This window comes from Amycolatopsis ultiminotia, from assembly GCF_039536925.1.
GTDB lineage: Bacteria > Actinomycetota > Actinomycetes > Mycobacteriales > Pseudonocardiaceae > Amycolatopsis > Amycolatopsis ultiminotia.
Genome location: NZ_BAAAZN010000004.1, coordinates 146,064 through 158,137, shown reverse-complemented (window position 1 = coordinate 158,137; position 12,074 = coordinate 146,064). Strand labels below are relative to the sequence as shown.

Sequence of the window (12,074 nt, the reverse complement as noted above, 5' to 3'; positions counted from 1 at the left end):
GCAAGGCAGGCATGCCGTGGTTGTCGTGGAGCACGGTGTCGAGCACCCCCAGTGGCGCCACCAGCAGCGCAGGGACAAGCAGTCGCTGGTGAAGCTCGACACCGTGCCGGGCAGGTGCCCGCAACCCGACCACGGCGAGCGCGCCGGGCAGGCCCGCCACGCACATCGAGTTGCCTGCGCCGACGGGTGCCGATACCGGTGAAGAACGCCACGGTGCCGGCGTTCCGGCGGCCGATCGGGCATCGTCCGACGATAGGTCGAGGGCCCGTCGGGTACCCCGTACAAATGTCATCTCCTCGGTGAATGATGCGTCCGGGGGAATGAATCCCGGCGGCGATGGGTCCACCCAGGTGGGGGCAGCAACCAGAAAGGACCTTCATGCGAGCGACACTCATCTACGGCGCCGGCGACGTGCGAGTGGAGACCGTGCCCGACCCGAAGCTGGTCGAGCCGACCGACGCCGTGCTCCGGGTCGTCCGTGCGTGTATCTGCGGCAGTGACCTGTGGCCCTACGGCGGGATGCCCGCACAGGAGCGGGGCAGGCCGATCGGGCACGAATTCCTCGGCGTCGTCGAGGAAACCGGCGCGGACGTGACCAGCGTACGCAAGGGTGACCTGGTCGTCGCGCCGTTCGTCTACTCCGACGGCACCTGCGAGTTCTGCCAGGAGGGGCTGCAGACCTCGTGCCTGCACGGCGGCAACTGGGGTCAGCGCGGCGTGGACGGCGGACAGGGCGAGGCGGTCCGCGTTCCGCAGGCCGACGGCACCCTGGTGAAGCTGCCGCACACCGAGGACGCCGATCTGCTGGCCTCGATGCTGACCCTTTCCGACGTGTTCGCCACCGGTCACCACGCCGCGGTCACCGCCGGCGTCCGCGCGGGCAGGTCGGTGACCGTGATCGGCGACGGCGCGGTGGGCCTGTCCGCCGTGCTGGCCGCGAAGCGTCTCGGTGCCGAGCAGATCGTCCTGATGGGACGCCACCAGGTGCGTACCGACCTCGGCCGGGAGTTCGGCGCCACGAACGTGGTGGCCGAGCGGGGCGACGAAGGCATCGAGCAGGTCCGTGCGCTGACTTCCGGCCGGGGCACGCACACCGTGCTCGAATGCGTGGGCACGCTGCCTGCGTTCGAGATGGGGCTTGGCGTGGTGCGGGCCGGTGGTGCGCTGAGCCGGGTGGGCGTGCCGCAGTACCCGGAGGGCCCGATCGGACGGCCGGTGTTCGTCAACAACATCACCATCACCGGCGGCGTCGCGCCCGCCCGGCACTACATCCCGGAGCTGCTGCCGGATGTGCTGGAGGGCCGCTACCAGCCGGGTCGCGTGTTCGACCGGACGATCGGCGTGGAGGACGTACCGGCGGGCTACCGCGCGATGGCCGATCGCGAGGCGCTCAAGGTGCTCGTGGCGTTCTGAGGCCGACGTGCCCCGGCCGGCGCGGCCGAATACCTTGGTGCACATGGACACGATCACCCCCCAGCCGCGGGCCGCATGGGTTGCCGGACAGGCTGAACAGGGCGCGAGCACGTTGGTGGTGCACCATCCGCTCGACGACAGCGAAGTGGCCACCGTCGCGGTGCCCGGCCCGGAGCAGGTGGAACGGGCGGTGGCCGCGGCCGCCGCCGTCGCCAACGAGCTCCGGCGCAGCCCCGCGCACCTGCGGGCCGCGGCGCTGGAGCACGTGTCCCGCGGCCTGGCGGCTCGCGCGGAGGAATTCGCCGAGGTGATCACCGCCGAGAACGGCAAACCGCTGAAGTGGGCCGAGGCCGAGGTGAGCCGGGCGGTGTCGGTGTTCCGGATCGCGGCGGAGGAGGCCCGCCGGTTCAGCGGCGACGTGCAGCGGCTCGACGCGGACCCGTCCGGCGACGCCCGGCTCGCGCTCACCCGGCGGGTGCCGCGTGGGCCGGTGCTCGCCATCGCGCCGTTCAACTTCCCGCTGAACCTGGTGGCGCACAAGGTCGCCCCCTCGCTCGCGGTCGGTGCGCCGATCATCGTGAAACCCGCGCCGCGCACACCGTTGTCCGCGCTGATGCTCGGCGAGCTGCTGGCCGAGACGGACCTGCCGGACGGCGCGTTCTCCGTACTGCCGCTCGGCAACGAGGAAACGCAGGCGCTCGTGAGCGACCCGCGGCTGCCGGTGGTGTCGTTCACCGGTTCCGGCCCGGTCGGCTGGTCGATCGCGGACGCCGTGCCACGCAAGCACGTGGTGCTGGAGCTGGGTGGCAACGCGGCGGCCGTGGTGCTGCGTGACTGGCCGGATCCGGAAGGCGCCGCGCACCGCATCGCGACGTTCGGCAACTACCAGGCAGGGCAGTCGTGCATCGCGGTGCAGCGGGTGATCGTGGACGCGGCGATCGCGGACGAGTTCGTGCCCGCGCTCGTGGAAGCGGTGCAGTCGCAGCAGACCGGCGACCCCTACGACCGCAACACCGACGTCGGCCCGGTCGTCGACGAGGCAGCCGCCGAGCGGATCATCAGCTGGGTCGAAGAGGCCGTGGCCGGTGGCGCCCGCGTGTTGACCGGGGGCACGCGTGCGGGCACCGCAGTCGCGCCGACGGTGCTGGCCGACGTTCCCGCCGACGCGAAGGCGTGGGCCGAGGAGATCTTCGGCCCGGTCCTCGCCGTGTCCGTTGTGGACGGTGTGGACGAAGCACTCGCCGCAGTGAACGAATCAGCCTACGGCCTGCAGGCAGGCGTCTTCACCAGCGACGTGGCACTGGCCTTCCACGCCTCCGCGGAACTGGAGGTGGGTGGCGTGATCATCGGCGACGTACCGTCGTACCGCGCGGACCAAATGCCCTACGGCGGCGTGAAGGGCTCGGGCATCGGCCGCGAAGGCGTGCTGTCCGCAATGCACGACCTCACGGAGGAACGCGTGACCGTGTTCACCGGAGTGGAGCTCTAGGTATAAACCTGCCGGAGGTTGCTGACAGTCTTGGGTTCCTGTTCTGGGGAGACCTGTGACTGAGCGAGTGTGGAGTGAGAAGGACCTGGTCAGGCGTGCAAACCGGCGGCTGGTCGTTCTACCACTTCGGCCCGCTGAAGATCGAGATGTATCTGCGTCGCTACCACGACGTCGAGATCGGCCACTCGAGGATCTACCGCATCCTCAAACGCTGGGGCATGAACCGGCTCCCTGCCTCTCAGCGCCACCAGCGCCAAGCGCTACGAGAAGCAGCGTCCCGGCCACCAGTTGCAGATCGACGTCACGTTCGTCGAGCCGATCACCACCGACACCGGCGGGAAGAAGCGTTTCTACCAGTACACCGCGACCGACGTTCCTGGACTACGTGCTGTCCCGGCTGCCGTTCCAGGCCGAGAAGATCCAGGCCGACAACGGGGCCGAATTCCAGTCGGCGTTCCACCGGCACCTACTCGACCAGGGCATCGGGCGTGTCTACATCCGACCCCGCGACTCAACGGCAAGGTCGAGCGCTCCCACCACATCGACGCCGATGAGTTCCACCGCCTGCTCGACGGCATCGTCCTCGGCAACATCGGCACGTTCAACGACAAACTCAAGGAACGGGAGGACTACCACAACTTCCACCGCCCTGACGGCGAGCTGGGCGGCCACACCCCGTACGAAAGGCTGCTACAGAAGACCCAAGACGGCAACGACCTACGGAAGCACCACACCTAGGGTGTGCTGCTCGGTGCAGGTTGGTGCTGCCGCTGGCTGGGTGCGGGGGCGGTGGTAGTTGTGCCAGTCGGGCCTGTCGGGGAGGGCTTGTTGGCGGGCGGTTTCTGAGGGGCAGGGCTGGTGGTGGGCCCGTTCGTCGAGCAGGGTGCGGTGCTTTCCCGTTGGTCTGCGGGCGCCAGGGCTGGGTGTACCCGCCCTAGCCGAGGAACGTTTCGATTGCCGGCTTCACCTGGCGGGCGTACATCGCGCGCAGGTGGTCGCGGCCGGGCAGCAGGAGGAGGCGGGAGTCCGGGATTCCGGCGGCGGTGGCACGCACCAGATCGGGCGGGATGATCCGGTCCCGGGTGCCGCCGATGACCAGGGTGGGCGCGGTGACCTCGGCGAGCCGGTCGGTCACGTCCCAGCCCTGCAGCGCGGTGGCCATCGCGGCTTCCCCCGGGGCGCGGCGGCCGCCGAGGGCGTACGCGCCGAACACGAGGAGCCGGAGCGGGCCCCGCGCGACCAAGCCGCTGCCTGCCCACGCCGCGGACCGCCCGCGCTGTTCCCGGCGCACCGACTCCAGCAATGCGCGCGCAGCCCGCTCGTCGGCTCGGCTCGCGGCGACGAGCATGACCAGCCGGCGCACCAGGTCCGGATGATCCATCGCCAGCTGGAGCCCGGTGACACCGCCCGCGGAGGTGCCCAGTACGTCCACCGGCCGGTCGAAGCGCTCGCGCAAGGCGGCCGCGTACCACCCGGCGAGTTCGGCGATCGAGGTGCCGTCCGGCATCCACATCGGACGGTGGACCAGGTGGACCGTGCGGTTGAGGCCGGTGGCCAAGGCACGCGCGGACCACTCCGCCGAACGCGGCACGCGCTCGGCCAGGTCCGCACCCGCGCCCAGCCCCGGCACCACAACCAGTGCCGGCCCGCTGCCGACGGTCAGCACGGACAACCCGTCGTTCAGCCGCGCCCCGCGCATCACACGGACTGGGCGAACGCGAGGACCCCGTTCGGGTCGCAGGTCTTGGCGATCCGGCCCAGCCGTCCGGCGTTGTCGCCGTAGTAGGCGGTTTTCCAGTCCGGCAGGTCCGGGTCGAGGTAGTTCACGTAGCCGCCGTCCGCGCCTGCTTCGGCCAGTCCGGCGACCACAGTGGACACCGACTTGCGCACGCTCGAGCGGGTCGAGCTCGTGGCAGGCGCGTAAACCTGCACGCTCGCCAGCGCTTTCCGGTGCCAGAAGGCGGTGTCCGTCGGCGCGACGTCGCCGACCGCACCACCGAGACCGTCGATCAGCAGGTCCATGCCCTGGTGCCCGGCGGCGAGATCGCTGACCTTCCCGCCGTCGACGGGGTCGGTGATGATCCGGGACGACCCCACGAAAGTCTGCCGCTGCGAACTGCCCGAGAAGTACTCCATCGCCGCGCCGTAGCCGAGCGTTTTCATCGTGCGGCTCGACGGCGTGGCCTCCAGCTTGGCGAGCAACGGCGTCAGCTGCGCGGAACTGCCCACGAACGCACCGCCGACGCGACAGGACACACTCGAACCACCGGACACGACGAGGTTCGACCACAGCTCCGGTGGCGTGGTCGGCAGCCAGCGCTGCCACGCGTCGAGCACGTCGCCCGCCGAACCGGCCGGGAAGTGCAGCGAGAACACCGTGAGGCTCGGTGCCTCGGCGGTGCTGAAGGTGAACGACGTGACGACGCCGAAGTTGCCGCCCCCACCACCGCGCAACGCCCAGAACAGATCGCTTTCGCTGTCCGCACTCGCCGTGCGCAGCTTGCCGTCCGGCGTCACGACCTGCGCCGAGGTGAGCCGGTCACAGGTCAGGCCGTATTTGCGGGTCAGCACGCCGATCCCGCCGCCGAGCGTGAGCCCGGCGATACCGACGGTCGGGCACGAACCGGCGGGCAGGCAACGGCCTGCCTTGGCCAGCGCGGAGTACACGTCGCCGAGCTGCGCGCCGGCGCCGATCACCACCTGCTCACCTTGGACGTCCACCGCGGACATCCCGCCGACGTCGATGACCAGGCCGTTCTCCGGCGCGGAATACCCGGCGTAGCTGTGCCCGCCGCTGCGTGCGGCGACGGGGATCCGGCCGCCTGCCGCCGCCACACAGGCCTGCACGTCCTCCGGCTTGACGCACTTCGCGACCGCAGCCGGGTTCTGCCCGTCGAACAACGGGTTGAACGCACGTTTCGCGCTGGCGAACCCACCGTCGTCGGACAACACCAGCTCGCCGCTCAGCTTCTTGCGCAACGCGTCCCAGTCCGGCGGCCCGGCGGGCTTCGCACTGGTCGACGGCGGCATCGAGCCGGCAGGCGTACTCGGCTGCGGTGCGGACGGTGGCGGTGTGGCTCCGCAAGCCGTGGCCACCGCGCCGACCGCACCGAGACCGGCGGCCCGCAGGAAGGTCCTTCTCCCGACTGTCATATTCGTCAGACGCTACGGGCGCCGCGTCGGTTGCGCCACCCGACCGGACGGCCGAGTCCGTCCACATCAGACGTCCTGCCGGGAGTTCAGCCGACAGTGCGCAGCGCGGCAGGTGCGTCCACGGGCACCGCCGGATTCTTCGGCGGCACCGGATCCAGCCGCACGTACTGCCTGCCCTGCGCCGGCCGTCGATCCGGCTCGCCCTTGTTCGGCCAGAGCGAGAACGCGCGTTCGGCCTGCGCGGTGATCGTCAGCGAGGGGTTCACGCCGAGGTTCGCGGTGATCGCCGAACCATCCACAACAGACAGTCCGGGATAGCCGAAGACCCGGTGGTACGGGTCGAGCACACCGGAATCGGAGCTGTCACCGATCGGCACCCCGCCGATGAAGTGCGCGGTGAGCGGGATGTCGAAGATCTCTCCCCAGGTACCACCGGGGATTCCGCCGATGTGCTCGGCGGCGCGCTCGTTGGCCTCGTGCCCGGCCGGGATGAAGCTCGGGTTCGGCTCGCCGTGTCCCTGGCGGGAGGAGTACTTGCGCCGGCCGAACCGGCCGCGGCGGGTGTAGGTGGTGATGGAGTTGTCGAGGCTCTGCATCACCAGCAGGATCACCGTGCGCTCGCTCCAGCGGTGCGCGTTGAGCAGTTTCGCCGTCTGCACCGGATGCTTGACCAGGAACGTGACCGCCTGCCGCCAGCGCGGCACCTGCGACGCACCGTCGGTGGCCACGGTCTGCAGCAGGCTCATCGCGTTACTGCCCTTGCCGTAGCGCACCGGCTCGATGTGGGTGTTCTCGTCGGGATGGATCGACGAGGTGATCGCCACGCCCCGGCTGAAGTCGCGGCTTTCGTCCACAGTGGTGCGTCCGGCGCCGATGATGGCCTCGGAGTTGGTCCGGGTCAGCTCACCGAGCCGGCCGGAAAGCTTCGGCAGCGCACCGGAGTCCTTCATGCGGTGCAACAGGTTCTGCGTGCCCCAGGTACCGGCCGCGAACACCACCTGCGCCGCGGTGACCGTGGTGCGGAACCGCTTCGAGCGAGTGCCGGTCTTCTGCAGCGTGATCTCGTAACCCGCTCCCTGCGGGCGCACCGACGTGACCGTGGTGAGCGGGACGACCTTCGCGCCGCCCTGCTCGGCGAGGTACAGGTAGTTCTTCACCAGGGTGTTCTTCGCCCCGACCCGGCAGCCGGTCATGCACGAACCGCATTCGGTGCAGCCCACGCGTTCCGGCCCGGCACCGCCGAAGAACGGGTCCGCCGCGGTCTCCCCCGGCTTGCCGAAGTACACCCCGACCGGCGTGGGGTGGAACGAATCGGCCACGCCCATGTCCTGCGCGACCTGGCGCATCACCACGTCCGACGGCGTGACCGAGGGATTCGTGACCACCCCGAGCATCCGGCCGGCCTGGTCGTAATGCGGCGCCAGCTCGGACTCCCAGTCGGTGATGTGCGCCCACTGCCGATCGGTGTAGAACGGCTTGAGCGGCCGGTACAGCGTGTTCGCATACACCAGCGAACCGCCGCCGACGCCCGCGCCTGCCAGCACCATCACGTCGTTGAGCAGGTGGATGCGCTGGATGCCGTAGCAACCGAGCTGCGGGGCCCACAGGTACCGCTTGAGGTCCCATGACGTCTTGGCGAACTCGTCGTCGGCGAACCGCCGCCCGGCCTCGACGACCGCGACCCGGTAGCCCTTCTCGGTCAGCCGCAGCGCCGCGACGCTGCCGCCGAACCCGGAGCCGACCACGAGGACGTCGTAGTCCGGCTCGTTCCGTTCAGTGGTGGTGTTACTGGCAGTCACAGGTAGGAGCGTAACCCGGGCGGGTTCTCCTGGCCAGAGCTAAGTTACCGACCAGTCACCTCGCCCAGGTCGAGGCATTTTCCACCCGGCGGCGGAACCTCAGCCGCGCACGGTCAGCCCGACGCGCTGGAACTCCTTGAGGTCCGAGTAGCCGGTCTTGGCCATCGCGCGGCGCAGCGCGCCGAAGAGGTTCACCACGCCCTCGGCGTCCGACGACGGTCCGAAGAGCAGCGTCTTCAGGTCCACCGCGTAGTCCGAATCCGGACCGGCGACCACGCGCGAACGCGGCAGCGACGGGTGCGCGGCCGCGGCCGTCCAGTACAGGCCCTGGCCCGGTGCGTCCGAAGCGGCCGCCAACGGCGCGCCGAGCATCACCGCGTCCGCGCCACAGGCAATGGCCTTGGCGACGTCGCCGGAGGTGGTGATCCCGCCGTCGGCGAGCACGTGCACGTAGCGGCCGCCGGTCTCGTCGAGGTAGTCACGACGGGCCGCGGCCGCGTCCACGATCGCGGTGGCCATCGGCACCCCGATGCCGAGCACCCGGTCGGTGCTGGTGACGCCCTCGGTGTAGCCGTGCCCGACGATCACGCCTGCCGCGCCGGTGCGCATCAGGTGCATCGCGGTGCGGTAGTCGCTGACCCCGCCCGCGATCACCGGCACGTCGAGCCTGCCGATGAACTCCTTGAGGTTGAGCGGTTCCGCGTCGCGCTGCACGTGCTCGGCGGAGATGATGGTGCCCTGCACGACGAGGATCTCCACACCGGCGGCGAGCAGGTCCGGGGTCAGTTCGGCGGCATGCTGCGGGCTCACCCGCGCGGCCACCGTGACGCCGGACTCGCGCATCGTCTTGATCGCCTCGGTCAGCAGATCGAGCCGGATCGGCGCGGAATGCAGGTCCTGCAGTTCACGCACGACCGCAGTCGGGTCCTCGCGGTCCTCGGCGGCACGGACGAGGCGGAAGATCGCCTCTTCGACGTTCGAGTGCCGCGACCACAGGCCTTCCGCGTTCAGCACGCCGAGGCCGCCCAGTTCGCCGATCGCCACCGCGGTGCCCGGCGAGACGATGGCGTCCGTGGGGTGGGTGACCAGCGGCAGGTCGAAGCGGTAGGCATCGATCTGCCACGCGGTGGACACCACCGATGAGGACCGCGTCCGCCGCGACGGGACGATCTCCACCTCATCCAGGCCGTACGCCCGCCGCGCGGTGCGGCCCATGCCGATCTCGACCAGATCCCGCACGTGATGTCCCTTCTCGCGGCTACGACAACGCGGTCCATTGTCGCCAGTCCGGGTCGGTGACCTGCGCACGGGGGGCCGTTTCGACCGCGGACAACCGCCGGTTGTGCGTTCGGCCACCCGGTTGTTTGCCGCCGCGTCCGCACCCGCTGTTCGATCTTCCGGACCGAGGCGAAAGGGGAGACCGAAATTGGCTCTGGGCAAGGACTTCCGGCATCTCTGGTGGGCATACGCGGCGAGTACCGCGGGTACCTGGCTCGCGCTCGACGCGTTCCCGCTGATCGCGGTGACCGTGCTGCACAGCAGTACCGCGCAGGTGTCGCTGCTGGCCGCGGCCGGGCTCGCGGTGGGTGCGCTGGTGGCGGTGCCACTCGGCCCGTGGGTCGAATTCCGGCGGAAACGACCGGTGCTGGTCGCGATGGACGCGGTGCGGTTCCTGGCCCTGCTCACGTTGCCGGTGGCGTACTTCCTCGGCGGGCTCGGGTTCGGGCAGCTCGTGGCTGTGTCGGTGGTCGTGGCGGCGGCGAACATCGTGTTCACCGCGGCCAGCGGCGCCTACCTGAAGGCGCTGGTGCCCGCGGACGACCTGCTCTCTGCCAATGCGCGGTTCGAAACGACGCAGTGGAGCGCCACCGCACTCGGCCCACCCACCGGCGGCGCGGCGATCAGCCTGTTCGGACCTCTGACCACCATCGTGCTCGACGCGGTGAGCTATCTGCTGTCGGCGTTCGCGCTCGGCGCCATCCGCCGTCCCGAGCCCCGGCCGGCGGCGCGACCGGCCGCGGTCCGGATGGCCGACCTCGCCGAGGGCTGGCGGTACCTGCTGCGGCATCCGGGGCTGCGCGCGGTGTTTCTCAACACCAGCCTGGTCAACGGGCTGATCATGGCGACCGCGCCGTTGCTGGCCGTGCTGCTGCTGGGTGAGCTGGGGTTCGCGCCGTGGGAGTACGGGCTGGCGTTCGGCGTCCCGTGCCTCGGCGGACTGGCCGGTTCGCGGCTCGCGCGAGGGCTGGTGACCCGGTTCGGCCGGGACCGCGTGCTGGTGGTCTCCGGCGCCGCACGAGCGTGCTGGCCGGTGGGGCTCGCCTGCACCCCGTCCGGGGTGTGCGGGCTGGGCTGGGTGATGCTGGTGGAACTGGGGCTGATCACCTGCATGGGCGTGTTCAACCCGGTGCTCGCCACTTACCGGCTCGAGGAAACCGAATCCACCCGCGTGGGCCGGGTGCTGTCGGCGTGGACGATCACCGGTGGCGCGACGATCGCGGTGCTGACCCTGCTGTGGGGCCTGCTGGCCGGATGGCTGGGCACCCGCGGGGCGATCGGCGTTGCCGGGGTGCTCCTGCTCGGCACCCCGGCCTTGCTACCCCGCAGGAAGAACACACCCGGTGGCACGGAACCGGTACCCAGCGCGGATCCCGCGGCGACCGACCACACCGGGCGTTCGGATCACCGGGTGGTGTAGTTCGGCGCCTCGACCGTCATCGTGATGTCGTGCGGGTGGCTCTCCTTGAGGCCGGCCGCGGTGATCCGTACCAGCTGCGCCTCCTGCAGCTGCGGGATCGTCGTGGCACCCGCGTAGCCCATGCCCGCGCGCAGTCCGCCGACGAGCTGGTGCACCACGTTCACGAGCGGACCGCGGAACGGGATGCGGCCCTCGATGCCCTCCGGCACGAGCTTGTCCTCGTTGAGCACGTCGTCCTGTGCGTAGCGGTCCTTGGAGTACGACTTCGCCTCCCCGCGCGACTGCATGGCACCCAGCGAGCCCATCCCGCGGTAGACCTTGAACTGCTTGCCGTTGACCAGGATCAGGTCGCCGGGCGATTCCGCGGTGCCGGCGAGCAGGCTGCCCAGCATCACGGTGGACGCGCCGGAGGCGATGGCCTTCGCGATGTCGCCGGAGTACTGGATCCCGCCGTCGCCGATCACCGGCACCCCGGCCGGACGGCAGGCCTGGTCCGCCTCGTAGATCGCGGAGATCTGCGGTACGCCGACGCCGGCGACGATCCGGGTGGTACAGATCGAGCCGGGGCCGACGCCGACCTTCACCCCGTCCACGCCTGCGTCCACCAGCGCCTGCGCACCGGCACGGGTCGCGACGTTGCCGCCGACGATGTCGACGGTGTCGCCGAGCTCCTTCTTCAGCAGCCGCACGGTGTCGACCACGGCGCGGGAGTGCCCGTGCGCGGTGTCCACCATCAGCACGTCCACCCCGGCCTCGGCCAGCGCCATGGCACGCTTGTGCCCGTCCGCGCCGACGCCGACCGCGGCACCGACGATGAGCCTGCCGTCGGTGTCCTTGGTGGCGTTCGGGTACTGCTCGGTCTTCACGAAGTCCTTGACCGTGATCAGGCCACGCAGCTTGCCCGCACCGTCGACGATCGGCAGCTTCTCGATCTTGTGCCTGCGCAGCAGGCCGAGCGCGGCCTCCGCGGTGACCCCGACCTGGGCGGTGACCAGCGGCGCCTTCGTCATGACCGCACTGACCAGGCGCGTGTAGTCGACCTCGAACCGCATGTCGCGGTTGGTGATGATGCCCACCAGCGAACCGGACGCGTCGGTGACCGGGACGCCGGAAATGCGGAACCGCGCGCACAGTGCGTCGACCTCGGCGAGGGTGGCGTCCGGCGAGCAGGTGACCGGGTCGGTGACCATGCCTGCTTCGGAGCGCTTCACGACCTCGACCGCGGCGGCCTGCTCCTCGATCGGCAGGTTGCGCTGCAGCACGCCGATCCCGCCCTGGCGGGCCATCGCAATCGCCATCCGGCCCTCGGTGACGGTGTCCATCGCAGCCGAGACCAGCGGCACGTTCAGCGTGATGTTGCGGCTGAGCCGGGTGCTCGTGTCCACCGCGCTGGGCACCACGTCGGATTCGGCCGGCAGCAGCAGCACATCGTCGAAGGTGAGGCCGAGCATCGCGAACTTGCTTGGCACGGCGGGGGTGATGCTTTCGCTGGTCATGACGGGCGAAGGGCCTTCCTGGCAGG

The 12,074-nt window shown here is 70.4% G+C and carries 9 protein-coding genes; 4 read left to right on the top strand and 5 right to left on the bottom strand.

The genetic code is table 11. The features are described from left to right. The first annotated feature begins 378 nt into the window (after nt 1-378). The 3 genes from ABD793_RS11195 to ABD793_RS11185 all read left to right on the top strand — a co-directional run bounded on the left by ABD793_RS11195 (nt 379) and on the right by ABD793_RS11185 (nt 3,640). Nucleotides 379-1,413, top strand: coding sequence for a zinc-binding dehydrogenase (locus tag ABD793_RS11195; protein WP_344858442.1), 1,035 nt, complete (start codon nt 379-381; stop codon nt 1,411-1,413). Nucleotides 1,414-1,456: 43 nt separating this feature from the next. Then, nucleotides 1,457-2,902 (top strand): aldehyde dehydrogenase family protein, encoded by a 1,446-nt coding sequence (locus ABD793_RS11190; protein WP_344858439.1) that lies wholly within the window; start codon nt 1,457-1,459, stop codon nt 2,900-2,902. Nucleotides 2,903-3,190: 288 nt separating this feature from the next. Beyond that, nucleotides 3,191-3,640, top strand: coding sequence for a hypothetical protein (locus ABD793_RS11185; protein WP_344858437.1), 450 nt, complete (start codon nt 3,191-3,193; stop codon nt 3,638-3,640). Nucleotides 3,641-3,836: 196 nt separating this feature from the next. Here the strand turns inward: ABD793_RS11185 and ABD793_RS11180 are convergent, their stop codons facing one another. From ABD793_RS11180 to ABD793_RS11165, 4 genes are all read right to left on the bottom strand, one after another. After that, nucleotides 3,837-4,601, bottom strand: coding sequence for an alpha/beta fold hydrolase (locus ABD793_RS11180; RefSeq protein WP_344858434.1), 765 nt, complete (start codon nt 4,599-4,601; stop codon nt 3,837-3,839). Next, entirely contained in the window at nt 4,601-6,055 is a 1,455-nt protein-coding gene (locus ABD793_RS11175) for an FAD-binding oxidoreductase (RefSeq protein WP_344858432.1), read from the bottom strand. Before ABD793_RS11175 ends, ABD793_RS11180 begins: the two co-directional genes overlap by 1 nt. 86 nt (nt 6,056-6,141) lie before the next feature. Then, the gene (locus ABD793_RS11170) at nt 6,142-7,854 is read right to left on the bottom strand and encodes a GMC oxidoreductase (protein WP_344858429.1); all 1,713 of its coding nucleotides are present in this window, start codon (nt 7,852-7,854) and stop codon (nt 6,142-6,144) included. Between the two features lie 99 nt (nt 7,855-7,953). Further along, entirely contained in the window at nt 7,954-9,093 is a 1,140-nt protein-coding gene (locus tag ABD793_RS11165; protein WP_344858426.1) for a GuaB3 family IMP dehydrogenase-related protein, read from the bottom strand. Between the two features lie 187 nt (nt 9,094-9,280). Between ABD793_RS11165 and ABD793_RS11160 the strand changes: the two genes are divergently transcribed. Continuing rightward, nucleotides 9,281-10,552 (top strand): MFS transporter, encoded by a 1,272-nt coding sequence (locus ABD793_RS11160; protein WP_344858423.1) that lies wholly within the window; start codon nt 9,281-9,283, stop codon nt 10,550-10,552. On the opposite strand, the gene guaB is transcribed toward ABD793_RS11160, so the two are convergent. Continuing rightward, complete coding sequence (gene guaB, locus ABD793_RS11155; protein ID WP_344858421.1) at nt 10,537-12,048, bottom strand: IMP dehydrogenase; 1,512 nt, start codon at nt 12,046-12,048, stop codon at nt 10,537-10,539. The two genes, ABD793_RS11160 and guaB, sit on opposite strands and share 16 nt — an antisense overlap. Nucleotides 12,049-12,074 lie beyond the last annotated feature (26 nt).